Below are 24,845 nucleotides of genomic sequence, written 5' to 3'. Positions count from 1 at the left end.
GTTATTCTCTTTATTCTATTTCTTATTACTTGAAGATTTATGAAAATATCAGTGGAATTAACACTAACACCTTTGCAGAATGATTTTGAGCCTGCCATCATTCATTTTATAAAAAAGTTGAGGGCATCGAATTTAAAAGTGTTGGAAAACCCTTTAAGTACCCAGATTTATGGGAGTTATGATGAGGTGATGCAGTTGCTAAATACAGAAATCAAAGAAGTCTTTCAACTAATTGATAAAGGATTGCTCTATATGAAAATTATAAAATCCGACAGACACGACTATGAGCCCCATTTTTGATTTTTTCCTTGAGTCTTATTATAGTCGGTCGATACATTTAATTGTTTTGGAAGCAATTGCTTTTTTCTTTGGCATTGCCAGTGTAATTTATGCTAAGCGAGAAAATATTTTAGTGTATCCTACAGGAATTGTTGCTACCATAATAACGGTTTATATTTTTCTAAAAGATGAACTTATGGGGGATATGATGATGAATTTTTATTACTCAGTAATGAGCATTTACGGTTGGTGGAACTGGTCTAGAAAGGAGGAAAATAAATATGTAGTGCCAATTTCTAGAACTAATATAATAGAAAAAATCATTGGTTTTGGAATGTTTCTTACAACAATTATAGTTACTTATTTGGTCTACAAAGCTTATGGTGTTGAAATAAAGGCATCGAATTATATTGATATTTTTACTTCTGGCATATTTTTTACGGCAATGTGGTTTATGGCCAATAAAAAATTAGAGAATTGGATACTTTGGATTTTTGCAGACATTATAACCGTGCCTCTTTATGCTTATAGGGGATGGGGTATGCTATCTTTACAATATCTCATCTTTACTATTTTAGCAATTCAAGGATATTTTGCATGGAAGAAAAGCTTAAACAACAACCAGCAAACTGCTTAAAGGTCGTTTTGTTTGGTCCAGAATCTACTGGGAAAACAACCTTGTCTAGACAATTAGCAAGGTATTATAACTCGGTTTGGGTGCCTGAGTACGCACGCGAGTACCTTCAAAAAAAATGGAATAATGAACGTAAAACTTGTGAACCAAAGGATTTGTTACCCATTGCTGAAGGCCAGATGCGGTTGGAAAATGAATTGGCCCAAAAAACAAATTCCGTATTGATTTGTGATACCGATTTGTTGGAAACCAAAGTGTATTCTGAAGCCTATTATTTAGGAACTTGTGATCCGCTACTTGAAAAGTATGCGTTGGAAAACACTTACGATTTATATTTTTTAACCTATATTGACACCCCTTGGGAAGCGGACGATTTAAGGGATAAACCCAATCACAGAATGGAAATGTTTCTAGCTTTTCAAAACGAATTGATAAATCAAAAAAGACCTTATGTTTTGGTGAAAGGTGATAAAAAATCACGGTTAAATAATGCGGTTAAGCATATAGATGAATTGTTAAAAAAGAAAAATATTGAATTTTACCGATAACGATATACAGCAAATACAGGATAACGATTTAACACTGGAACAGGTTAATCAACAGATCGAACGTATTAAAAAAGGCGCGTCTTATACCAATTTGGCTGAGGCAGCTACAGTTGGTAATGGTATTTTAAGGTTAACCTTAGAGGAACGAAATCAATATGTTAAAACGTTTGAGGAGCATCGTAATAGGTTGTCATTAGTAAAGTTTGTACCAGCATCAGGCGCAGCTACCAGAATGTTTAAATTTTTGTTTCAGTTTTTAAAAGCGATTGATGTTGAAAAGGATACCATTAATGGGTATATCAATAGGCATAAGAACTCTGGTTTAGCTGTTTTTTTTGCGGGATTGGAGAAGTTGCCTTTTTTTGAGGAAGTGGTTCATAGATTGCATGAGATCATTCCTAATTTTAATGATCTGTCTTACGACCAAAAGCGTATCGAATTCATAAAAACGATGCTGGATGAAGATCGATTAAATTATAGTGCTTTCCCTAAAGGATTATTACCTTTTCACAGATATAAACAACACGTAACAACCGCTTTCGAGGAGCACTTATTTGAAGCTGCATTGTACGCTGCTTCAAATAATAAGGCCAATGTACATTTTACTATTTCTCCAAATCATAATAAAGGATTTGAAGAAGAATTTAAATTTATTGAAGAAGATGTAGAAGAAGAGACAGGAACTTGTTTTGATATTTCGTTTTCTAATCAAAAAAAATCCACTGATACTATTGCATTGACCATAGAAAATGAAATTTATAGGGAGCCAAATGGTAAATTATTGTTTAGGGCATCCGGACATGGTGCCTTATTGGAAAATTTAAATGCATTGGAATACGATATTATTTTTATTAAAAACATTGATAATGTTACTGTGTTAAGCCATCATGAAGAATTAGCAGAATATAAAAAATTGTTAGCGGGCGTATTGATAGAAACCCAGAAGCAGTCTTTTAGATTTTTGCATGAATTAGATAATGAATTAGATAATGAAGAATTATTTGTTGAAATATTAGAATTCTTAACCTCGAAATTCAATCAAAGGATAGAAGAAGCATTTTTGACGCTTTCAATAACTGAAAAAAAAGCTTTTTTAAAGCATAAGTTGAATCGTCCCATTCGTGTTGGAGGCATCGTTAAAAATGAAAAAGAACCTGGAGGAGGACCATTTTGGGTTAAGGATAAGGATGGGAATGTCTCCTTGCAAATAGTTGAATTTACACAAATCAACATGAAAGACACAGCGCAAAAAGAAATCGTGAAAAATGCAACGCATTTTAACCCAACCGATTTTGTTTGCGGCATAAAGAACTACAAAGGAGAGGTGTTTAACCTTAAGGAATTTGTAGATAACGACGCATATTTTGTAACTGTTAAATCGAGGGTGGATACCGAAATTAAGGCTTTGGAACGCCCTGGGCTTTGGAATGGGAGTATGGCCTATTGGAACTCGATTTTTGTTGAGGTGCCACTCGTTACATTTAACCCAGTTAAGACGGTAAATGACTTACTAAAAGCACCACACCAGTATTTATAATGTTTAATGAAGAGACTTTACTGCAAGAATTAACTTTTAAAGCCATTAGAAGTTCGGGAAGTGGTGGGCAACATGTCAATAAAGTGGCTTCAAAAGTGGAGTTATGCTTTAACATTAAAGACTCATTAGTATTTAGCGATGAGCAGAAAACACTTTTGTTGGAGAAGTTTCAAAATCGATTAAGTAAAGAAGGTGTTTTATTATTACAATGTGATGAAAGTAGAAGTCAACATAAAAATAAAGAGCTGGTTATAAAAAGGTTCTTGGAGCTGGTAAATGCAGCCTTGGTAAAACCCAAAAAGCGAATCCCTACCAAAACACCAAAGACAGTTATTAAAAAACGATTAAAAAGTAAGCGTCATCTGTCTGATAAAAAAGCAAATAGAAAACCACCTGAACTTTCTTAAATATTTTTCAATTATCTATTGTTAATTGTTCATTGTTAATTAATTTTACAGCGTTCTCAAAAAGGGGTGCTTTTTGATTGATGATTGATGATTTTTAACTTCAGAAATCTGATGTCTAATATCTAAAATCTAAAATCATTCAGGCTGAGATCATACCCATTGAACCTGAGCAGGTAATGCTGCTAAGGAATATGAATTTATATTGTTGTTGCATAGGTTTTGATTGCTGTCGAAACGACGAGGCTATCTTTTCAATATAAATTCTGAAAATCAATTATTAACAAACAAAGAATAATGACCTCTTTTTATTCGATTTAAATTTTATTTATTTCGAGATGAAAAACAATTTTCTTTTTATTTCATTTTTTGTGTTATCAATTTGTGTTAGCGCACAACAAAATCAAGTGAAACAAGATTCAACAAAAACAGAAACTTTGGACGAAGTTCTAGTTAAAGCTGTTCGCGTTAATGCCAATTCACCCATCACCCATTCCAATATTTCAAAAAAGGAATTAGAAAAGCGAAATTTAGGGCAGGACATTCCGGTTTTATTAAATTATTTACCATCGGTTGTAACCACGAGTGATGCGGGAGCGGGGATAGGTTATACAGGTATTCGTGTACGCGGTACCGATGCCACTCGAGTAAATGTGACTATTAATGGGATACAATATAACGACTCAGAAAGTCAAGGGACGTTTTGGGTGAACTTAGGGGACTTTGCTTCATCAATACAAAGCATGCAATTGCAACGTGGTGTTGGAACATCAACCAATGGTTCAGGGTCTTTTGGGGCAAGTTTAAATCTGTTGACCGATGCATCTTCTCATATACCTTATGGTGAATTATCCAATAGTTTTGGAAGTTATAATACCAGAAAGCATACTGTTAAATTGGGCACGGGTAATATTTTGGATGCTGAGCGTAGTCGAAGCATTGAAATATCTGGACGTTTTTCAATGATTTATTCCGATGGTTATGTAGATCGTGCTTTTACCGACTTAAAATCTTATTTTCTACAAGGAGTTTATAAAGATGACAATACTTTAATCAAGGCTTTAACTTTTGGTAATAAAGAACGAACCTATCAATCCTGGTACGGCTTAACAGCTGAAGAACTACAGGAAGACCGTCGTCAAAACCCGTATACTTATGAGAATGAAACCGATAACTATTGGCAGGACCATTACCAATTGCATTGGAATGAGCGATTGGATAACTATTGGTCAATCAATATTGGCTTGAATTATACTAATGGCAAGGGCTATTTTGAGCAATATAAAACAAAAGAATCCGCTGAGGATTTTAATAATTTAATTATAGATGGGTCTGATGTTATTGTACGCCGTTGGCTCGATAATAATTTTTATGTTGCCAATGGCAACATCTCCTATAAAAATAGAGGTTTGGAAGTTATTTCAGGATTGTCCTATAGTAATTACACGGGTGATCATTTTGGGGAAGTGATTTGGGGAAGTGATTTGGCTTCAAATACCAATATTAGGGATCGTTACTATAATGGAGATGCCAATAAAAATGATTTTAGTGTTTTCTCAAAGGCCACATTTAAGTTTGATGAAAAATTTATGGGCTTCGTGGATTTACAAGGCCGATTTGTAAGCTATAAGACTAATGGATTAAATTCTGATAGGGTAAATTTTGTAACCGATGTATCATTTGACTTTTTCAATCCCAAAGTAGGGCTAACCTATAGGCATTGTGATATTAACAGTTTTTATGTCTCATACGCAAGAGCCAACCGTGAGCCTAATCGTGATGATTTTGAAAACGGTGTTGCCGACAACGAAACCTTAAATGACATTGAATTGGGTTGGCGTTATAATACTAAAAGGGTAGCTGTGAACACCAATTTGTATTATATGTTTTATCAAAACCAATTGGTGTTAACCGGTGCGCTAGATGATGTTGGAAGTCCCTTAAGAGCCACTAGTGGAAAAAGTTTTAGGCTTGGGCTTGAAATAGATGCTAATATTTCATTTTGCGACGCATTTAATACGTCTACTAATATAGCTGTAAGCAATAATAAAAATAAGGATTTTAAGGCATCTATAAATGGGGAATTGTTAAGCTTAGGAAACACTAATATTTCATTTTCGCCAGATCTAGTAATAGCTAATGCACTTAATTTCCTGCCTATAAAAGCATTGCAAATATCGTTTTTAAGTAAATATGTTGGAGAACAGTATATGGGTAATATCGACTCTAAAGTGTCAAAGCTTAGTAGTTATTTCATTAACGATTTAAATATATCATTCGAAATTGAATCAAATTACTTGTTTAAATCTATAGTCTTAACAGGTTTGGTAAATAATATTTTTAACAGGAAATATGTTTCCAATGGATATTATTATACTTATGATGATACTTGGACAGACGCTAATCAAGTTACCACTATTGAAGGTACAGGATATTACCCACAAGCTACCACCAACTTTTTGGTAGGGGCTACATTCAAGTTTTAAAAAATAATAGGCTAGGCAGAATAGCATATAACTAAAAAAAAGGGGTGGGAAAGCCATGTGCCCCTTTTTTTTAGTTATAAATTCTAAGGGTGTTACTGCCACTTTGCTCAACGCGATAATTTTTTAAGCCGCATCTTAAATTGGTATTGTTTAAGGGAAGGCCATTGGCTAAGCTATATTCATTTTTATCTGTACATCCACATGTAGCATTTAAACCAGAATTTGAGAGTATAGAACAACTGCTCAGCTCATGATTGGGGTCAGCGGCATCCCAAGCAAAAAAATCATTCCCAATGCGAACAACGATTATTCCGGCATTTCCAGCATTGGAAACATAAACCGAATTTCCCGAAAATTGTAATTGACTGTATTCTGGTAAGCTTAGATTAATGCTAACGTTAACACCAATATTCAAAAGAAATTTACAATTTTCATTTTCTTCTGTACTACTACAACTTAATACTATAAAAAGGCCTAATAACGAAATCAATACCCTCATAAAATCGATAAATATTTAAACTTACAATCAACAATAAAACGCAAATTACCGTAAATATTTTGTATATTTGTATACAATCTCGTGTAAGCGGGATTTTTTTATTTGCTGAACCCCTTTGCTTATTAAAGTTTGAGTAGGTCTCAGCATCTTTTATTAAATAAATCAATGAAGTTATGAGTAAAGTATCGTATTACACAGCCGAAGGACTAAAAAAATTAAGAAGTGAATTGAACCATCTTAAGGACGTTGAACGCCCAAAAGCATCACAAGCCATTGCAGAGGCGCGTGATAAAGGCGATTTAAGTGAAAATGCAGAATACGATGCGGCCAAGGAGGCACAAGGGCTTTTGGAAATGAAAATTTCTAAATTGGAAGAAACTTTATCTAATGCCCGTTTAATTGATGAATCGCAATTAGATACTTCAAAGGTATTGGTGTTGTCTAAAGTGAAGATAAAGAACCAAACCAATGGCATGGAAATGGTTTATACATTGGTGGCTGAAAGTGAAGCCAATTTGGCTGCGGGAAAAATATCTGTAAACTCACCTATAGGAAAAGGATTGTTAGGGAAATCAGTTGGTGATGTGGCCGAGATTCAAGTGCCCAATGGCGTTATGAAATTTGATATTTTAGAAATATCAAGATAATAAAAGTCTTTTTAAAAGAATAATATTAGATTCCTAGTTTAGCTGAAAATCGATTCAGTTTTAATTAGGAATCTTTTTATATTTACATATCACTTAAAAATCTTTCATATATATGGCTTCAATCTTTACTAAAATCATCAAAGGTGAAATACCCTGTTATAAAATTGTTGAAACCGATCAGTTTTTTGCTTTTTTGGATATCAATCCCAATAGTAAAGGACATACCTTATGTGTCCCAAAAAAGGAAGTTGATAAAATATTCGATTTAGATGAAGAAACTTATAATGGATTAATGTCATTTTCCAGATATGTAGCAAAGGCCATTGAAAAAGCCATTCCCTGTAAGCGTGTCGGGATAACAGTTATTGGTTTGGAAGTGCCTCATACCCACGTGCATTTAATACCATTGCATTCCATGGAAGATGCCCAATTTATAAGCAAAAAAAAATTAACTTCAGAAGAATTTCAGGATGTAGCTAATACCATAAAAGCACACTTATAATTATTGATAAATTGTAAAGAAACTATTGCAATCAGTGTTAAGAGTAATGCTGTAATTAGTATCCATGAGGCTTTTTTTAATTTGAAAGTTGTTTTTTTAGGAGTAAAAGCCTTTTTATGATATTCGAAGACTTGTTCGATGTCATCTGTCCATAATACGGGATAAATTGGACTATTGCAATTTTTGCAGTCCAATTTATGTTTAATCTCTGAAGTAATAGATTTATACAGTTTAGTGTCTACTAAACGCTGCTTAAAACTTAAGTGTAGTCCTTCATTACTATAACAAATTGGGCAGTTGTTTTTTAAGGCGACTTCTTTAATATGTATAAAATAATCCTGCATATTAAGCGCGTTTTAGGACAATCTGTATGGTAGTGCCTTTATCAATTTCAGAATATAGCACCTTGATTTTGCCATTATGAAAATCTTCAATAATACGTCTAGTAAGTGATAAACCCAAGCCCCAACCTCTTTTTTTTGTGGTATATCCAGGCTCAAAAATTTTCTTAAAATCCTTTTTTAAAATCCCTTTTCCTGTATCTGTCACACTTACTTTTATATTGTTTTCCAATTGTGAAATTTCTATAGTAAGCTTACCGCGGCCTTTCATGGCATCTATGGCATTCTTTACTAAGTTTTCAATAGCCCAACTAAAAAGCTCTTTGTTTAAAAATACAGAAATATAGCCATCAGGGACTCTCATTTCAAAATCGATAAGATTCGAAGATCTAGCTTTTAAATAATCAAAAGAATTGGCGGTTTCTTCAATAATATCTGCTATTTCAAGTTTTGGAACGGACCCTATTTTACTAAAGCGTTCTGTTATTGTTTTTAAACGATCTACATCCTTTTCAATTTCAGCAATATAATTGGGGTCAACCTGTTCGGTTTTCAAAATCTCGGTCCAACCAATTAAAGAGGATAAGGGGGTGCCTATTTGATGAGCTGTTTCCTTGGCCATGCCAGACCACAGCTTGTTTTGGCTAGCATTTTTATTACTGCTATAAAAGAGAAAAATAACGGTTCCGAATAATACAATAATAAGTATTAATGCTGAAGGATAATATTTTAGTTTGTTTAAAAGTGGCGAGTTGCCGTAGTAAAGGGTAGTAGATTCAGAATTTTCTATATTAATTTCAATAGGAGAGTTTTCTTTTTCTAATTTTGATTTGGTTTTCTCAAAATAAATTGGGTTTAGTAGTTTTAAGCTGTCAAGGTTTCTGAAAGTTCTTATTTGGTTATTATTGTCAACTAATAACATTGGAGCGGTAACAGTAGAGTCGATGATAATAAATTCAGCCAACTTGTTGGTCTTGTTTACATTATAAAGGTCTTTTGCTATTTCTTTATAAGCGAAGGTCCAAGTTTCCATTTTAATACGTTGGTCTTGCTTAAAGTTCTGAAAAAACATATAGGTATTCCAAAGAATAAGTGATACTAAAACAAACGAAATGACAATGATTAGCCAACGAAATGTATTTCTATACTCGGTAAAAAGCATTAATAATAATTTAATACGTAATATAATGCAAATCTGTTAATATTATTGTGCAAGTTGTTAGTAAATCTGTTTTTAGTTGAATGGTAGATTGGTTACTTTTGTTGAAATTCAAAACGATTGACAACTACTTTCGATCCAAAACTATTAGAAACCAGTACATTGCAAAGTTACTTGCAGTCTGCTGTAGCTCCTAGGCCTATTGCTTTTGCTAGTACAGTTGATTTAGAAGGTAATCCTAATTTGTCTCCTTTTAGTTTTTTTAATGTATTTAGTATTAACCCACCAATTATGGTGTTTTCGCCCTCACGTCGTGTTAGGGATAATACGGTAAAGCACACTTTGTTAAACATTGAAGATACTAATGAAGTAGTTATTAATGTGGTAAATTATAATATTGTCTACCAAATGTCCTTAAGTAGTACAGAGTATGGTAAAGGTATAAATGAATTTGAAAAGGCAGGGTTAACGATGTTAAAGTCAGATATTGTTAAACCATATAGAGTAGCCGAATCTCCCGTGCAGTTTGAATGTAAAGTAAACGATATTATTAAATTAGGAAAGCATGGTGGAGCCGGAAACTTGATTATTTGTGAGGTAGTCAAGTTCCATATCCATAATAATGTGCTAAATGACGATATTAGCATTAATCAAGAAAAATTAGATTTGGTAGCCAGAGCGGGAGGAAGTTATTACTGTAGGTTAAAAAAAGGGTTTTTTCAAATACCAAAACCACTTAAAACTTTGGGAATAGGAGTCGATAATTTACCAGATGTAATTAGAAAAAGTAGAGTGTTAACAGGAAACGATTTGGGTATGTTGGCCAATGTTGAAAGCTTACCAACAAAGGCTGATGTTGAAGCTTTTATTAAGGATAAACTAAGTCGTTATCCAAACTTTAAAACAATTACTTTAGAAGAGAAACATCAATTAGCACAAAACTATTTAAGCTATGGTGATGTAGAAAGCGCATGGAACATGTTGTTGAGTTGAAAATAAATAAATAACATATATAATTTATAACTAATGGAAGTTCAAGGAAGAATTAAAATGATTGGCGAGACCCAAACTTTTGGTGCTAATGGATTTAAAAAAAGAGAAATAGTAGTAACTACAGAAGAGCAGTACCCTCAGCATATTTTGGTGGAGTTTGTGCAGGACAAAACAGATTTATTAAACAATTACCAAGTTGGACAACAGGTAAAGATCAATATTAATATACGTGGCAGGGAATGGGTGAACCCACAAGGGGAAACCAAATATTTTAATTCCATTCAAGGATGGCGTATAGAGGCTTTGCAGCAGGAACCAATGGGAGATAATTTACCACCCGTACCCCCGGCAGATGCCTTTGAACCTGCCGGAGATTTAAACGATGATGATCATGATGATCTGCCTTTTTAGATGCTTTACATCTTTAATCAAAACCAAGATCAGTTTATAATTATAAAACCTTTCAGTATTGTGTTGGAAGGTTTTTTTATTTTTATATAATGTATTTCTTAACAGAAAAGCTATGGTTCCCTTCAGTTGATGAAGCAACGCCTGAAGGGTTGTTAGCTGTTGGGGGTGATTTATCTGCAGAGCGTCTATTGTTAGCCTATAAATCGGGGGTATTCCCTTGGTTTGAAATTGGAGAACCTGTACTGTGGTGGTCACCAGACCCAAGGTTTGTTTTATTTCCAGAAAAACTTAAAGTCTCAAAAAGTATGAAACAGGTATTGAGAAATGCCAACTATAAAGTTACGGTTAACAAAGCATTTAAGGAAGTTATTACTAGATGTGCTGTGATAAGGCGAAACGGACAAACAGGGACTTGGATAACAGAAGACATGATTGAGGCTTATGTCAAACTTCAGGAATTGGGTTATGCCAAGTCAGTTGAGGTATGGCAAGACAATACCTTGGTTGGTGGTTTTTACGGTGTCGATTTAAACAATGGAGTATTTTGTGGAGAGAGTATGTTTTCTAAAGTAAGTAATGCGAGTAAAATAGGATTTATTACTTTTTTACAACACACCAATTATAAACTTATAGATTGCCAAGTGTATTCTAATCATCTCAAAAATCTTGGAGCTGAGGAGATTTCAAGGAATATTTTTTTAAGGTATTTATAGCGCATAAGCATTAATACAAATTATTATCGTGTTAAATTTGGGTGCTATTTTTTAAAATAATTTTTAGACTTTTTAGGGTCATTTAATATTCATTAAAAGAAATTTCAAGTAGAACCGTGTGTACATCTCATAAATATTCTAATAAAAATTAAAACAAAGCTATGCCATAGTCTTATACTTCCTCGAATCTAAAACAACCAATTTCATGATCGTTTACCATACCAGTAGCCTGCATATGGGCATAAACCACAGTAGATCCTACAAACTTAAATCCACGGTTTTTTAAATCTTTGCTAATAGTATCACTTAAAGGTGTATTACCTGGTGCATCTTTATAGGTTTTTAATTTATTCTTAATCGGTATACCGTCAACAAAACCCCAGATGTACTTACTAAAACTTCCAAATTCTTTTTGAACCTTTATAAACGATTGAGCATTTGTAACAGCAGCCTTTACTTTTAATGTATTTCTTATAATACCGCTATCTTGTAAAAGACTGTCAATTTTGGGTTGTTTATAACTGGCTATTTTTATATAGTCAAAACCATCAAATGCTTTTCTAAAATTGTCCCGTTTACGTAAAACAGTAATCCAGCTTAGCCCTGCCTGAAAGGTCTCTAAGGTTAAAAATTCAAATATTGTGGCATCATCATAAACGGGGACGCCCCATTCATTATCATGATAGGTTTCATATAATGGGTCTCCAACACACCAGCCGCATCTGTGTTTTGTACTCATACGTCTTGTTATTTTAAAGGTTAAAGCATGACAAAAGTCATCTTATAAGTAAGGGCAAGATATTAATTTTGTTCGTATTAATTTGAGAAATTATGAATGCAGTATTAGCAAATAGTCTTGAAAAAAGTATGTCTTATGCTGAATATCGTGAGTTAGTAGCTCAATTAGCACAAGATAATTCTACATCTGGAGATCTTAAAACCGAAGCCAATATAAATTTTACCAAATTAAATAATAGGCGAATGAAACGTTGGGATAAGACCATTAAGCTATCAAAAGAGGCTTTAAAACGCATTCGTACTTTTAAGGAAAAAGTCACTTGGTTGGTAATAAGTGAAAGTTGGTGCGGTGATTCTGCTCATATTACTCCAGTTTTAAATAAATTAGCTGAAAGCAATGACAATATTAATTTGAGGTTAGTACTGAGGGATGAGCACCCAGAACTAATGGATGCATTCCTTACCTTTGGAGCAAGATCTATTCCTAAAGTTATTATGATTGAAGATGCTTCTGGAGAAGTAATAAATACCTATGGCCCTAGACCAAGCGAAGCAACCTATTATGTTAATCGATTTAAAGCTATGCATGGTACTTTAACCCCAGATTTTAAGGAAGATTTACAGCATTGGTATAACGATAACAAAGGGAAAAATATAATTGACGATTTAACCGAAAAGCTTTGTGAATTAACACCTAGTGTTTGCCAATAAAGTAAAAGGTTATCGATCCAATTTGCGATACTTTGTTTGGGTCGGCACTAAAAAGGGATTGTTTGGCGTATTCCAAGGCATGTTCTTTTAAACATTCATTAGATGAGTTGGAGCTAGTATTAATATAGGCATCTATAACCTTTCCTTGAGAATTAACCGTAATATTTACTACAATTTTACCATCTACTTCACAAAGGTAAACAGGAATTGGAATGTAAACTTTGTTGCGATCTTTTAATGAAAAACTAATGGTGCTTTTCGCGTTATTACCATCATCTTTTTGCTGCTCTAAAAGGTCTTTTACTTTACTGAATTTTGATAGTTCCTCGTCTTTTAACTTAGAATCTTCTGTGTCCTCATAACTTTTTGTAGCTGTATTGGGGCCTTCGGCGCTACTACTTGTTTTAGGCACATAATCTTCTGGAGGTGCAATAGGTTTGTAGGCCTGTGCAAACTGTTTACTTTGTTGGGTTTCGTTAAAAGCCTGATTGGTTTCAGCCTTTGTAGCGTTTAATCGTTCCAAGGCTTCTAAAATCTTAATTTCTTCTTCGGTGAGCTCTTCTTCGGGCTCAACCATATAATAACTTTCAGCAATTCGATCACTGTATTTTTTTAGGCTGAAATTAAATACTGAAAGGACAACGGTTCCCGAAATAAGGAACGTGATAAGTAGGGCTTTATGTTGATCTGTTAGGTGCAAATCGTGATAAATTTATAGCATTTGGTAAAACAATATACGTAAAAATATGCAATCTAGCTCTTTAAGCTGTTTATAAAGCCGTCTATTGAGGTAGCGTCAGCAATATTAAAATCACCTATTTTCGTGCGTCGTAATGCCGATAAATGTGCACCAGACCGCAAAGCCTTACCAAAATCGTTAGCTAAGGAACGAATGTAAGTCCCCTTGCTACATTCTACTCTAAAATCTATATCTATCGATTGGTTACTGAGCGAAGTCGAAGCACCAATTTTAGTGATTTCAAAAGCTGAAATGCTAACTGTACGCGGTTTGATATTTACACCTTCTCCAGCTCTAGCAAATTCATACAAGCGTTTGCCGTCTTTTTTAATGGCTGAAAACACAGGCGGCAATTGTTGGATATCACCAATAAATTGTTCCGTTGTTTTATGGATCAAAGCCTCAGTGATGTGCTCGGTGGGAAATGTGCTGTCGATTTCGGTTTCCAAATCAAATGAAGGGGTTGTACTGCCTATGGTAATGGTTCCAGTATATTCTTTGATTTGGGCTTGAAAGGTGTCAATTTGTTTGGTCATTTTACCCGTGCAGATTACCAAAAGCCCTGTGGCCAATGGATCTAAAGTTCCTGCATGGCCAACTTTAATTTTTTTCAGCTTAAAGGCGCGCCTAATTTCCCAGCGTAGTTTGTTAACCACTTGAAAGGAGGTCCAATTTAGGGGTTTGTCGATAAGCAATACTTGTCCGGAAAGGTAATCGTCTTTACTGAGCATAGTGGTGAGGTGTCTAATTCAAAAGAGAAAACCCAATAGCAATAAGGCCCACAATAGCACAGTAAAAAGCAAAGTAGGTTAGTTTACTTTTTTTAACTAAAGCAATCATCCAAGTACAGGCAAACAAACCAGCTATAAAAGCAGCTGCAAATCCAATGGATAAAGCCGTAAAACTCTGATTTTCGGTAGAAATGTCTCCGCTTAAAATATCCTTGCCTATTTTTCCAAAAATAAGCGGTACAACCATTAAAAATGAAAAGCGTGCTGCTTTGGTTTTATCATTGCCCAATAATACCGATGTGGATATGGTTGCTCCAGACCTAGAAATACCAGGAAGCATGGCAATGGCCTGTGAAATACCAATGACAAAAGCATTTTTAAACGACACTGATCTGTTCGTGTTTTTAGCCTTGTCAGCTAAAAAAAGAAGTAAAGAAGTTATGATAAGCATGCATCCAACTAATAGGATGTTACTGGTAAAAAGTTGTTCCAATTGTTTTTCAAAGAAAAGGCCAACAATAATAGCAGGAACCATAGAAACAGCAATTTTTAAAATGAATTGTAAATTGTCATCCCATTGAAATTTCAGTGCCCCTTTTATGATTTCCAGAATATCTTTTCTAAATACCACTATGGTACTTAATGCCGTTGCGAAATGAAGCGCAACAGTAAACAGTAAACTTTCTTTAGGAACTGATTGATCACCTAAAATAGCCTTTCCCAATTCTAAATGGCCACTCGATGATACTGGTAAAAATTCAGTTAGCCCCTGAATAATACCAAGAATGATAGAATCTATAATATCCATGGGCACAAAAGTATTAAAATAGATATATAATTAAATGTTAATCAAATGAAACTTTAGCGTGTTGGATTGAAAATTGGTAAATTGCTAAAAGGTTTACTTAGACTGAAATGAAGATTGTTTTGGCACCCGATAAGTTTAAAGGTTCTCTAACAGCATTGCAATTTTGCAATGCTGTAGAGGAAGGGTTTCTTGTTCTTAATTCAGATGTTGAGATTATAAAATTACCTCTTGCAGATGGAGGTGATGGTACTATTCAGATTATTGATTATTATTTAAAAGGTAAACCAATTAGAATTCGAGTTTGCAACCCTTTTTTTCAAATAATAACAGCGACATATTTGTATTCTGAATCATCTCGAATAGCTTATATAGAAATGGCTGAAGCTTCGGGAATCAAATTGCTAAAGGATAAACAGTTAGATTGTAAAAATGCAACTACATATGGAACAGGGCAATTAATACTAGATGCTATTGAACGTGGAGCAAAACAAGTAATATTGGGTATTGGAGGAAGTGCAACAAACGATTGTGGTATGGGCATGGCTGCTGCTTTGGGATATCGATTTTTAGATAATGAAAATCGAGAAGTAAAACCTATTGGTTTAAATTTAATACATGTAAGAACTATTGATTCTTCAAAGGTTCATCCAAGATTAAAAGATATCTGTTTTAAGGTGGCCTGCGATGTCTCCAATCCCTTATATGGCAGTAATGGAGCTGCACACGTGTATGCCAAACAAAAAGGCGCAAGTTTAGCAGATGTAAAACTATTGGATGAAGGTTTGGAGCATTTTTCAAAGGTGTTGAAAAAGAAATTTAACATAGATGCCCAAACGGTTATTGGTGCCGGTGCAGCTGGCGGTATGGGAATTGCAGCAAAAGTATTCCTGAAAGGAGATTTACAATCTGGGGTAGAATTAATAATGGCCTTAGCTAATTTTGAAGAACATATTGTTGAAGCCGATTGGATTATTACAGGTGAAGGTAAATTGGATGTGCAAACCCTTTCAGGTAAGACTATAAATGGGGTTTTAACTGCTGCTAGAAAAAAAAATATAAAAGTTGCAGCTTTTTGTGGTATGATAGAGTTGGCAAATGAGCAACTAAAAGATTACGGAATTCACTATAACGATGCTGTCATAAATCATGCAAAAACCGAAAAGGATGCCATGCAAAATAGTTATGAGCATATTCGGGAAATAGCAAAGATTTTTGCGGAAAAATTAATGCAAATATATATTTGAAATGTCATTCCTGTGGAGGCAATAATCTATTTGAAGACAACAAAATACTATCAAGATTTTTTTATATAGAAATAACGCTGAGTTATTTTTTATCTGGGTTCAAAAGAATGGCATACACCTGAATACCAAACCCAATAAGCACTAAAGTCGGTGCCAACCGAATACGTCTCCAATTAAAAATTTCTGGGGTAAATACATTAGGATCGTCACTACCACCACCAGACATTAAAATAAAGCCAAGGGCAATACAGGCTAAACCAATAAACATAAATTTGTAGTTTTTTTTACCAAACACAAAGGCTGGTTTTGAATTTTCTTTTCGTTTTTGCTCTCCCATAATGTTACTGACTAGTGATGCAAATTAACGGATTTATTTAAAATAGCTGTATTAATACTGTTATAATGTTTGGAAAGTTAATTATAAAATTGTTCAGTATTCTCCCAAATAACTAATAATACAACTCATCCGTCTTTAAATTCAAAAAACGTTGGGTGGCAAAATGGGTGCTGATCCAAGTGATGATGATCCCCAATACAAATACAAAAATAAAAAGTAATCCTATTAATAATGGGTTGTTTAATAGGCCCAATTCCGTAAATGTTTTATTTAAATAGTAAAGTACAATGGCCATGCCTAACAAAGCCAATAGTGCACCAATAATACCTAAGCGTACACTCTTCCAAATAAATGGCCTACGAATAAATTGCTTGGTGGCTCCAACCATTTGCATGGTCTTTATTGTAAAACGTTTAGAGTAAACAGCCAATCTAATGGAACTGTTAATCAACAATACCGCAATTAAGGTAAAAATACCGCTGATGACCAAGACCCAAAAACTAATTTTTTGAACATTATTGTTCATAAGGTTTACCAAATCATTATCATAAGACACCTCATCCACAAAATTTTTGTTTAGGGCTTCAGTTGAAATTTTATCAAGTTGATTGGTTGTTACAAAATCTGCTTTTAAATGCACGTCAATAGAATTTTGTAATGGATTGTAACCCACAAAATCCATAAAATCTTCACCATTTTGCACTTTCATAAATTCGGCAGCTTCTTCTTTGGAAACATATTTGGTAGATTTCACATAATTGGCCATGGCCAAGCTTTTTTCCAGTTGATTGATTTCAACTTCTTTTGCTGAGTCCTTTAAATAAATGGTCAGCACCACCTGTTCCTTAAAATGATCAGATACTTTTTTTGCATTAAGTACCAACATTCCCAATAAACCTAATAAAAATAATACTAAAGCAATACTTAGTACTACTGAAAAATAGGAAGAAATAAGCCTGCGTTTTTGATGTTTTTCAAAGGATGAACTCATGCCACGATAAATTTAAGACGTAAAAATAATAAAGTATATTCAATCTCTTTTTATATAAACCAAAACATATCAACTTTAGTGTATTGCACTTTTTATTTTGAATGTTTACTTATAAGATAAACCCCTAAAACTACAAGAAGACAACTTAAAACTTTTATAGCGTCTATGTCTTGTTGATATTGGGTTTGGTTTAATATGAAAGCATAAATACTTACTAATATAAAATTAATAGCAGGTTGCAGATAGATATAACTGCTATTTACTGATGGCGATACATACTTTAGAGCAAACACATTAAACAGATAGGCAAAAAAGGTGGTGAATATCACTACATAACCAATGCTTAAATAGGTGTCTAGGTCAAACGCACTAAAATTAGTGTTTAAAAAATCGGGTAGACCAAAAGGAAGCATTAAAAGAAATCCAAACAAAAACACCCAACTTATAATGGTTATAGCATTGTACTTTTTCATAAGTGGTTTTACAATAACCAAATAAGAACTATAGCTAAGAGCATTTAAAAAAATAGATAAATTGCCTAAGAAAGAACTGGTGCCACCAGCATTATTGCCATAAACAATCAACAGGATAGCACCAATGGAGCCAATACCAATTCCTAAAAGCTTATTGTTGGTGATGCGTTCTTTGAGTAAGAGGAAACTAAAGATTAATACCAATCCAGGAACAGTAGTCATAATAATGGAAGCATCAATAGGAGACGTTAAATTAATACCATGAAAGAATAATAATTGATTGGTTGCAGCTCCCAAGAGTCCACAAAGAATCAATCTTGGGAAATCCCTTTTATCTATTTTTTCATTAAAGAAAATCAGTTTTAAAAACCAAAACAAAGTTGTAGCGCAAACCAATCTAATGAAAATAAAAGCTGAAGCCCCTAATTTATGAGGCATTATACCCTTGGCTACAATATAATTTATACCGTAAATAAGGTTGGCGCCTAATAAGGCCAAATGTGCTTTCAAGGTGTTTTTGGACAAAAGCTGAAAACTTAAAATTAACTCAAAAATAAATCTATTATTCAACAAATAGATTTTAAATGAAACAAACAGAGCTATTTATTAATAACCAAAGGTTTTACAGTTGGTATATAAACCGTAAATTTGCGCTTTTAAAATAAATCGATGCGAAGCATTGTAACCTTTTTAACAAGGAATGTATTATCAAAATTCGGAATTCAAGTAAAGCAAAGCAAACACGAAGTTTTGATAAGGGTTTTTAGATGAATCTATATAAAAAAAATTCCTCGTAAAAAGTATTTTTTATTCGATTCGTTTTCTTTAGATAAGTAAAGAAAAATGAATGGAGAAATATTTAAAGAGAATATTATTTAATATGAAATACGATTTTAATACAATCGAAAAAAAGTGGCAGGAGTATTGGGCTAAAAACCAGACGTTTAAAGCCGAAAACCAATCTGACGAACCCAAATATTATGTGTTGGATATGTTTCCATACCCATCGGGTGCAGGACTACACGTAGGACATCCGCTAGGGTATATAGCTTCCGATATTTATGCTCGTTATAAACGCCACCAAGGGTTTAATGTGTTACATCCACAAGGTTACGATAGTTTTGGTTTACCTGCCGAGCAGTATGCTATTCAAACGGGACAACATCCTGCTGTTACGACTGAAGAGAATATTAAAACTTATCGCCGTCAGTTAGACCAAATAGGTTTTTCGTTTGATTGGTCGCGTGAGGTACGTACCAGTGACCCTAAATATTATAAATGGACACAATGGATTTTCATTCAACTATTCAACTCTTGGTACAATAAGGATGCTAAAAAAGCTGAAAACATTTCAGAATTAATAAAAATATTTGAAACTGAAGGTAACACTAATGTCAATGCGGCTTGCGATGATGATATTCAGTTGTTTGAGGCTGAGGATTGGAATAGATTCTCTTCAGAAAGGCAACAACAAATTCTGTTGCAATACAGATTAACTTATTTAGCTGAAACCGAAGTCAACTGGTGTCCTGCATTGGGGACGGTGTTGGCCAACGATGAAATTGTTAATGGAGTATCCGAACGTGGGGGACACCCAGTTATTCGAAAGAAAATGACCCAATGGAGTATGCGTATTTCGGCTTATGCTGAACGTTTACTTCAAGGTTTGCATACTATAGATTGGCCAGAGCCACTAAAAGAAATGCAACGCAATTGGATAGGAAAATCGGTTGGGGCCTCTGTTACTTTTTCTGTTATCCCTCATGTCACCCTGAGCAGAGGCGAAGGGTCTCATCACATATCTGTGTTCACCACCCGTCCCGATACTATTTTCGGTGTGAGCTTTATGACGCTTGCGCCTGAGCATGAATTAGTATCACAAATTACCACACCAGAGCAAAAGGCTGAGGTTGATGCTTATATTGAGGCCACAGCAAAACGTAGTGAACGCGATCGTATGGCCGATGTAAAAACCATTACTGGAGTATTTACTGGGGCCTATGTAGAACACCCGTTTACTAAAGAATCTATCCCAGTTTGGATAGGTGATTATGTGTTGGCCGGATATGGTACAGGAGCAGTGATGAGTGTGCCTTGTGGTGACCAGCGCGATTACGATTTTGCGAAGCACTTTAATATATCCATCCCTAATATTTTTGAAGGGGTAGATATTTCTAAAGAAGCCTTTGCCGATAAGGACAATACTATCATTGCTAATAGTGATTTTCTAAACGGTTTGAACTATAAAGACGCAACTAAAAAAGTAATTGAGGAACTAGAAAAGTTAGGTCAGGGTCAAGGGAAAACCAATTACCGTTTACGAGATGCAGTGTTTAGTCGTCAGCGCTATTGGGGTGAACCGTTTCCAGTTTATTATGTGAACGGTATGCCACAAATGATAGATGAAGCGTATTTGCCTATTGAACTTCCGGAAGTTGAAAAATATTTACCTACCGAAACGGGCGAACCGCCGCTGGGTAATGCTACTGTTTGGGCATGGGATACCAAAACAAATTCGGTTGTTGCGAATGAAAAAATAAACTACAAAACCGTGTTTCCATTGGAGTTGAACACCATGCCAGGCTGGGCGGGAAGTTCGCAGTATTTTAATAGGTATATGGATCCGCAAAATGACGAGGAAATCTTTTCTCAAGAAGCCATTAACTATTGGCAGCAAGTGGATTTATACATTGGAGGAAGCGAGCATGCCACAGGCCATTTGTTATACTCACGTTTTTGGCAAAAATTTATGTTTGATAAAGGTTTGGTGCCATATGACGAATTTGCCAAAAAATTGATTAACCAAGGGATGATTTTGGGGACGAGTGCGTTTGTTCATTTTTTAAGAGTTTTAGTTAAGGATAATGGTGGTAATGAGAGTAAGGAAACTCTGTTAATTACTGATGACTTAAAGACAGAACTTTTTGGTTCTAAGTTGATTTCAGATGAATATTACAACAATGTTTTATCAGAATTTGATAAGGTGATAAAATTGGAAGTTCAGAAATATTTTGCCTTGGATGAAAAAGGTGGTAAGATTATAGATTCGGTAAAATATGATGTTGATGAAATGACCAGCATTCATGTTGATGTATCTTTTGTGAATACTTCTAATGAATTAAATGTTGAAGCTTTTAAAAACTGGAGAGATGAATATAATAATGTTATTCCAGTTGAAGAAAGTGGTAAAATTATGGTTGCGCGCGACGTCGAAAAAATGTCCAAATCCAAATACAATGTGGTTAACCCCGATGCGATTTGCGAACAATATGGCGCGGATAGTTTACGCCTTTACGAAATGTTCCTAGGGCCATTAGAGCAATACAAACCTTGGAACACAGCAGGAATTACTGGGGTACATTCCTTTCTTAAAAAACTTTGGAAATTGTATTTCGATGACAATGGTTTTAAGGTTACTGATACGTCACCCACAAAAGAAAGTTTAAAGACCTTACATAAAACCATCAAAAAGGTTCAGGAGGATATTGAGAATTTCTCGTTCAATACGTCGGTATCTACCTTTATGATTGCGGTAAATGAGTTGACCACCCAAAAGTGTACTAGTAAGACTATTTTAGAACCGTTGTTGATTCTCATCTCACCATACGCTCCTCATATCGCTGAAGAATTATGGCAGGCCTTGGGTCATAATGAGTCTATTACTACAGCACCATTCCCAATTTTTGATGAAAAGCATTTGGTGGAAAGCACCAAAAATTACCCCATTTCTTTTAATGGTAAAATGCGTTTCACCATGGAGTTGCCATTAGATATGGACAAAGAAGAGATAGAAAAGACAGTGTTGGCTAGCGAAAAGACCCAAGAACAATTGCAAGGGCGTACACCTAAAAAAGTGATTGTTGTGCCTGGTAAGATTGTGAATATTGTAGGTTAATGTCTCCAGAGGAGCATGAATGCAATGAGAGCGACGTGGGAATCTCATTAATTGAACTTAGAATAAAAAATAAACAGATAGCTACATCAAGTTTCTGATGTGATACACAATGACAAACTCTAAATGAACTACATTGAAGGAATAGGTTTTATTGCTGCGGTATTAACAACCACAGCATTTCTGCCCCAAGTTTATAAAACTTGGAGAACCAAAGATGTTTCGAGTTTATCTTTACCCATGTTGTTTATGTTTTTTGTAGGTATTGTAGGGTGGTTAATTTATGGTGTTTTAAAACAAAGTTCGTCCATGATTTTTGCTAATACTATAACCGTTGTTTCAGCTTTTTTACTGATTTATTTTAAGATTAAATATGAAAGGATTAATTTATATACTGACAAACTTTCATAAAACCAAATTGGCGTATTTTTTGCTAATAAAATGTATTATTGATTTAAAAATTAAAAACAATGTTTGGATATTATATATTAATAGGGGCAATAGCCTTAGTAAGTTGGGTTGTGAGCAATACCCTTAAGCGAAAATTCGAAAAATACTCTAAAATACACTTGCGTAATGGTATGAGCGGTCGTGAAATAGCCGAAAAGATGTTAGCAGACCATGGGATCTATGACGTTGAGGTTATTTCAACACCAGGTCAGTTAACAGATCATTATAATCCAAAAAATAAAACGGTTAATTTAAGCGAAGCTGTTTATAACCAACGTAATGCTGCTGCTGCTGCTGTAGCTGCACACGAATGTGGCCATGCGGTGCAACACGCACAAGCTTATAATTGGTTACAAATGCGATCTACTTTAGTACCTGTAGTGAGTGTGTCGTCTGGGATGTCACAATGGTTAATTATTGGTGGTCTAGTATTGGGTGGTGCGGCACAAATGAGTCTAGGTTGGTGGGTAGCTGGTTTAGGGGTTGTGCTTATGGGCTTTGCAACTCTGTTTAGTTTTATCACTTTGCCAGTTGAGTACGATGCTAGTAACCGTGCCTTGGTCTGGTTAAAAAACAAAAATATGGTTTCCCAACAAGAATATGAAGGCTCTCAAGACGCCTTAAAATGGGCAGCAAGAACCTATTTGGTAGCTGCTATTGGAGCTTTGGCCAATTTGCTGTATTGGGCTTTTCAAGTGTTTGGCTCAAGAGATTAAAAAGTATAAGTTATAATTATTAGGCTCTGATTTTTTTCAGAGCTTTTTTGTTTCTTTACCTGTGTAACCATATTGTCAAATGAAAGACCCATTATCCTATTATAAAGAACACGCCGAGTTATATCGCCAAGAAGTTAAACTTTTACAAAAGCAAATGCTTAGTTTAAGTATGTTGCGGCTTGCTGTGTTTTTGGTAACAGGATTTTTACTTTATATGATTTTCGGGCATTGGCAGATCATGGTCCCTATAGCCATAGTGGGCATCGCTGTGTTTTTGTTTTTGCTGTCACGATATACTGAAGTTAAACGGTTGCAACGGTTTAATAAGGCTTTGGTCAATATTAATGAAGAAGAGCTAAAAATAGTTTCGGGAAATTTTCACAATCGCGATAAAGGGTTACAGTTTCAAGAGGCCAATCATTTTTATAGTTTGGATATCGATTTGTTTGGTCGGGGGTCCTTTTTTCAGTTCATCAACAGAACGACCATTGCCGAGGGAACGGAGCAGTTGGCTAACATTTTAAAAGCAAATGATATTGATGATATTGTGTTAAGGCAGGATGCTATTAGGGAATTGTCCGGAAAACCTAAATGGCGTCAATATTTCTCAGCAACTTCGAGTATGGTTCATGTTGAAACACCAGCAAAGAGCATTATAGATTGGTTAAAAAACTATAAATCGTTTTTACCAAAAATCATGATATGGTTGCCAGCATGTTTTGGAGTGCTTTCGGTAATTATAATTATACTAACCGTTTTCAATCTTATACCAAATCCACTAGTAGTTGGCTATTGGTTGCTTATTGGTTTGGGAATTACTGGGAAATATCTCAAAAAGATTAATGTATTATCGGCCAATGCAGATAAGATTAGGGATACGTTTAGGCAATATGCCCTATTGTTGGATTTAATCGAGAATGAAAATTATACTTCTGCATTACTGAAACAAAAGCGACAACAAATTCAGTTAGAAGAAGAACGGGCATCACAAATTTTCAAGAAACTGTCGAAAGCTTTGGATGCTTTAGATAACAGGAATAATCTTATTGGTGCCATTTTTGGGAATGGTTACTTTCTTACAGATTTAAAACATGGCCATGCCATTGAGCAGTGGATAAAGCATTATGCCCATAAAGTTGAAGATTGGTTTGAGGTCGTAGCGTTTTTTGATGCTTATAACACCTTGGGCAATTATGCTTATAACCATCCTAATTTTATATATCCTGAAATTAAAGAACAAGGGCCAGTTATAAAGGCAGAAGCTTTAGGGCACCCCTTATTAGATAAAGTCAAACGGATAGACAGCAATCTAACAATAGAAAACGAACAGTTTTTTATTGTAACGGGAGCCAATATGGCTGGTAAGAGTACGTTTTTAAGAACCGTTTCCTTACATATCGTCATGGCGAATGTGGGCTTGCCCGTTTGTGCCAAATACAGTGAATATATACCAGTAAAGCTCATTACGAGTATGCGCACAACCGATTCCTTAATCGATGATAGCTCATATTTCTTTTCAGAATTGACCCGATTGAAATATATTGTAGATGTCATTGCAAAGGAACCTTATTTTATTGTATTAGATGAAATTTTAAAAGGGACCAATAGTACCGACAAAGCAATTGGCTCACGTAAGTTTGTTGAAAAACTAGTCGCTTCAAATGCCACGGGTATTATAGCCACCCACGATTTAAGCCTCTGTGAGATTGAACAGGAACTGGCGGAAGTGAAAAATTATTATTTTGATGCCGAAATCATTAATGATGAACTTCATTTTGACTATAAGTTGAAACAGGGTGTTTGCCAGAACATGAATGCGTCCTTTCTACTTAAAAAAATGAATATTGTTTAGCATATTAAAG

26 protein-coding genes are annotated in these 24,845 nt (G+C 34.6%); 17 read left to right on the top strand and 9 right to left on the bottom strand.

Features of this window, described 5'->3' with window-relative positions:
* The first annotated feature begins 39 nt into the window (after nucleotides 1–39).
* The 6 genes from K7G79_RS04655 to K7G79_RS04630 all read left to right on the top strand — a co-directional run bounded on the left by K7G79_RS04655 (nucleotide 40) and on the right by K7G79_RS04630 (nucleotide 5,888).
* Nucleotides 40–300 (top strand): thiamine-binding protein, encoded by a 261-nt coding sequence (locus K7G79_RS04655; RefSeq protein WP_223549630.1) that lies wholly within the window; start codon nucleotides 40–42, stop codon nucleotides 298–300.
* Nucleotides 284–916, top strand: coding sequence for a nicotinamide riboside transporter PnuC (pnuC, locus tag K7G79_RS04650; RefSeq protein WP_223549628.1), 633 nt, complete (start codon nucleotides 284–286; stop codon nucleotides 914–916). The genes K7G79_RS04655 and pnuC overlap by 17 nt, the downstream gene beginning before the upstream one ends.
* The gene (locus K7G79_RS04645) at nucleotides 877–1,461 is read left to right on the top strand and encodes an AAA family ATPase (RefSeq protein ID WP_223549626.1); all 585 of its coding nucleotides are present in this window, start codon (nucleotides 877–879) and stop codon (nucleotides 1,459–1,461) included. The genes pnuC and K7G79_RS04645 overlap by 40 nt, the downstream gene beginning before the upstream one ends.
* Nucleotides 1,445–2,998 (top strand): DUF4301 family protein, encoded by a 1,554-nt coding sequence (locus K7G79_RS04640; RefSeq protein WP_223549624.1) that lies wholly within the window; start codon nucleotides 1,445–1,447, stop codon nucleotides 2,996–2,998. The genes K7G79_RS04645 and K7G79_RS04640 overlap by 17 nt, the downstream gene beginning before the upstream one ends.
* The gene (gene arfB, locus K7G79_RS04635; RefSeq protein ID WP_223549622.1) at nucleotides 2,998–3,405 is read left to right on the top strand and encodes an alternative ribosome rescue aminoacyl-tRNA hydrolase ArfB; all 408 of its coding nucleotides are present in this window, start codon (nucleotides 2,998–3,000) and stop codon (nucleotides 3,403–3,405) included. The genes K7G79_RS04640 and arfB overlap by 1 nt, the downstream gene beginning before the upstream one ends.
* Before the next feature lie 335 nt (nucleotides 3,406–3,740).
* Nucleotides 3,741–5,888 carry a TonB-dependent receptor gene (locus K7G79_RS04630; RefSeq protein ID WP_223549620.1) on the top strand — a complete coding sequence of 716 codons (2,148 nt, stop codon included), beginning with the start codon at nucleotides 3,741–3,743 and terminating at the stop codon, nucleotides 5,886–5,888.
* A 70-nt stretch (nucleotides 5,889–5,958) separates the two neighbouring features.
* Here the strand turns inward: K7G79_RS04630 and K7G79_RS04625 are convergent, their stop codons facing one another.
* Complete coding sequence (locus tag K7G79_RS04625; RefSeq protein ID WP_223549618.1) at nucleotides 5,959–6,387, bottom strand: hypothetical protein; 429 nt, start codon at nucleotides 6,385–6,387, stop codon at nucleotides 5,959–5,961.
* Between the two features lie 173 nt (nucleotides 6,388–6,560).
* Between K7G79_RS04625 and greA the strand changes: the two genes are divergently transcribed.
* Together greA and K7G79_RS04615 are read left to right on the top strand one after the other, a co-directional pair.
* Entirely contained in the window at nucleotides 6,561–7,034 is a 474-nt protein-coding gene (greA, locus tag K7G79_RS04620) for a transcription elongation factor GreA (RefSeq protein ID WP_223549616.1), read from the top strand.
* Between the two features lie 112 nt (nucleotides 7,035–7,146).
* Nucleotides 7,147–7,536 carry an HIT family protein gene (locus tag K7G79_RS04615; RefSeq protein ID WP_223549614.1) on the top strand — a complete coding sequence of 130 codons (390 nt, stop codon included), beginning with the start codon at nucleotides 7,147–7,149 and terminating at the stop codon, nucleotides 7,534–7,536.
* 345 nt (nucleotides 7,537–7,881) lie between these two features.
* Here K7G79_RS04615 and K7G79_RS04610 read toward each other — a convergent pair whose 3' ends face one another.
* The gene (locus K7G79_RS04610; RefSeq protein ID WP_223549613.1) at nucleotides 7,882–9,039 is read right to left on the bottom strand and encodes a HAMP domain-containing sensor histidine kinase; all 1,158 of its coding nucleotides are present in this window, start codon (nucleotides 9,037–9,039) and stop codon (nucleotides 7,882–7,884) included.
* A gap of 117 nt (nucleotides 9,040–9,156) precedes the next feature.
* On the opposite strand from K7G79_RS04610, the gene K7G79_RS04605 reads away from it, so the two are divergent.
* From K7G79_RS04605 to aat, 3 genes are all read left to right on the top strand, one after another.
* On the top strand, nucleotides 9,157–10,029 hold the full coding sequence (locus K7G79_RS04605; protein ID WP_223549611.1) for a flavin reductase family protein: 873 nt from the start codon (nucleotides 9,157–9,159) through the stop codon (nucleotides 10,027–10,029).
* 33 nt (nucleotides 10,030–10,062) lie between these two features.
* Complete coding sequence (locus tag K7G79_RS04600) at nucleotides 10,063–10,440, top strand: DUF3127 domain-containing protein (protein WP_223549609.1); 378 nt, start codon at nucleotides 10,063–10,065, stop codon at nucleotides 10,438–10,440.
* A gap of 89 nt (nucleotides 10,441–10,529) precedes the next feature.
* Nucleotides 10,530–11,153 (top strand): leucyl/phenylalanyl-tRNA--protein transferase, encoded by a 624-nt coding sequence (gene aat / locus K7G79_RS04595; RefSeq protein WP_223549607.1) that lies wholly within the window; start codon nucleotides 10,530–10,532, stop codon nucleotides 11,151–11,153.
* A 172-nt stretch (nucleotides 11,154–11,325) separates the two neighbouring features.
* On the opposite strand, the gene K7G79_RS04590 is transcribed toward aat, so the two are convergent.
* Complete coding sequence (locus K7G79_RS04590) at nucleotides 11,326–11,892, bottom strand: DNA-3-methyladenine glycosylase I (protein WP_223549606.1); 567 nt, start codon at nucleotides 11,890–11,892, stop codon at nucleotides 11,326–11,328.
* 92 nt (nucleotides 11,893–11,984) lie between these two features.
* Here K7G79_RS04590 and K7G79_RS04585 point away from each other — a divergent pair, with 92 nt between their 5' ends.
* On the top strand, nucleotides 11,985–12,602 hold the full coding sequence (locus tag K7G79_RS04585; RefSeq protein WP_223549604.1) for a thioredoxin family protein: 618 nt from the start codon (nucleotides 11,985–11,987) through the stop codon (nucleotides 12,600–12,602).
* On the opposite strand, the gene K7G79_RS04580 is transcribed toward K7G79_RS04585, so the two are convergent.
* Genes K7G79_RS04580 through K7G79_RS04570 form a run of 3 tightly spaced genes read right to left on the bottom strand, consistent with a single transcriptional unit; the run spans nucleotide 12,586 to nucleotide 14,880 of the window.
* On the bottom strand, nucleotides 12,586–13,302 hold the full coding sequence (locus K7G79_RS04580; protein ID WP_223549602.1) for a hypothetical protein: 717 nt from the start codon (nucleotides 13,300–13,302) through the stop codon (nucleotides 12,586–12,588). The genes K7G79_RS04585 and K7G79_RS04580 overlap by 17 nt on opposite strands.
* Before the next feature lie 53 nt (nucleotides 13,303–13,355).
* Nucleotides 13,356–14,072, bottom strand: coding sequence for a tRNA pseudouridine(55) synthase TruB (gene truB, locus K7G79_RS04575; RefSeq protein WP_223549601.1), 717 nt, complete (start codon nucleotides 14,070–14,072; stop codon nucleotides 13,356–13,358).
* 13 nt (nucleotides 14,073–14,085) lie between these two features.
* A complete protein-coding gene (locus K7G79_RS04570) occupies nucleotides 14,086–14,880 on the bottom strand; it encodes an undecaprenyl-diphosphate phosphatase (protein WP_223549599.1) in 795 nt (264 codons plus the stop codon).
* Between the two features lie 107 nt (nucleotides 14,881–14,987).
* Between K7G79_RS04570 and K7G79_RS04565 the strand changes: the two genes are divergently transcribed.
* Nucleotides 14,988–16,124: a glycerate kinase gene (locus tag K7G79_RS04565; RefSeq protein WP_223549597.1), complete on the top strand. Its 1,137-nt coding sequence runs from the start codon at nucleotides 14,988–14,990 to the stop codon at nucleotides 16,122–16,124.
* Between the two features lie 82 nt (nucleotides 16,125–16,206).
* On the opposite strand, the gene K7G79_RS04560 is transcribed toward K7G79_RS04565, so the two are convergent.
* The 3 genes from K7G79_RS04560 to K7G79_RS04550 all read right to left on the bottom strand — a co-directional run bounded on the left by K7G79_RS04560 (nucleotide 16,207) and on the right by K7G79_RS04550 (nucleotide 18,495).
* Nucleotides 16,207–16,461, bottom strand: coding sequence for a DUF3098 domain-containing protein (locus tag K7G79_RS04560; RefSeq protein ID WP_223549595.1), 255 nt, complete (start codon nucleotides 16,459–16,461; stop codon nucleotides 16,207–16,209).
* Nucleotides 16,462–16,573: 112 nt separating this feature from the next.
* The gene (locus K7G79_RS04555) at nucleotides 16,574–17,452 is read right to left on the bottom strand and encodes an ABC transporter permease (RefSeq protein ID WP_223549593.1); all 879 of its coding nucleotides are present in this window, start codon (nucleotides 17,450–17,452) and stop codon (nucleotides 16,574–16,576) included.
* A gap of 92 nt (nucleotides 17,453–17,544) precedes the next feature.
* The gene (locus K7G79_RS04550) at nucleotides 17,545–18,495 is read right to left on the bottom strand and encodes a DMT family transporter (RefSeq protein ID WP_223549591.1); all 951 of its coding nucleotides are present in this window, start codon (nucleotides 18,493–18,495) and stop codon (nucleotides 17,545–17,547) included.
* 310 nt (nucleotides 18,496–18,805) lie between these two features.
* Here K7G79_RS04550 and K7G79_RS04545 point away from each other — a divergent pair, with 310 nt between their 5' ends.
* From K7G79_RS04545 to K7G79_RS04530, 4 genes are all read left to right on the top strand, one after another.
* On the top strand, nucleotides 18,806–21,820 hold the full coding sequence (locus K7G79_RS04545) for a leucine--tRNA ligase (RefSeq protein ID WP_223549894.1): 3,015 nt from the start codon (nucleotides 18,806–18,808) through the stop codon (nucleotides 21,818–21,820).
* A 123-nt stretch (nucleotides 21,821–21,943) separates the two neighbouring features.
* A complete protein-coding gene (locus tag K7G79_RS04540) occupies nucleotides 21,944–22,228 on the top strand; it encodes a SemiSWEET family sugar transporter (RefSeq protein WP_223549589.1) in 285 nt (94 codons plus the stop codon).
* A gap of 59 nt (nucleotides 22,229–22,287) precedes the next feature.
* Nucleotides 22,288–22,983, top strand: a complete 696-nt coding sequence (locus K7G79_RS04535) for a zinc metallopeptidase (protein WP_223549587.1) — start codon at nucleotides 22,288–22,290, stop codon at nucleotides 22,981–22,983.
* Nucleotides 22,984–23,062: 79 nt separating this feature from the next.
* Nucleotides 23,063–24,835 carry a DNA mismatch repair protein MutS gene (locus tag K7G79_RS04530; RefSeq protein WP_223549584.1) on the top strand — a complete coding sequence of 591 codons (1,773 nt, stop codon included), beginning with the start codon at nucleotides 23,063–23,065 and terminating at the stop codon, nucleotides 24,833–24,835.
* Nucleotides 24,836–24,845: the final 10 nt, after the last annotated feature.

Origin of the sequence: Aestuariivivens sp. NBU2969 (assembly GCF_019931125.1) — a bacterium.
GTDB classification, from domain to species: Bacteria; Bacteroidota; Bacteroidia; order Flavobacteriales; family Flavobacteriaceae; genus Aestuariivivens; species Aestuariivivens marinum.
The sequence above is the reverse complement of the archived record's forward strand: the minus strand, read 5'-3'. Positions and strand labels throughout refer to the sequence as shown.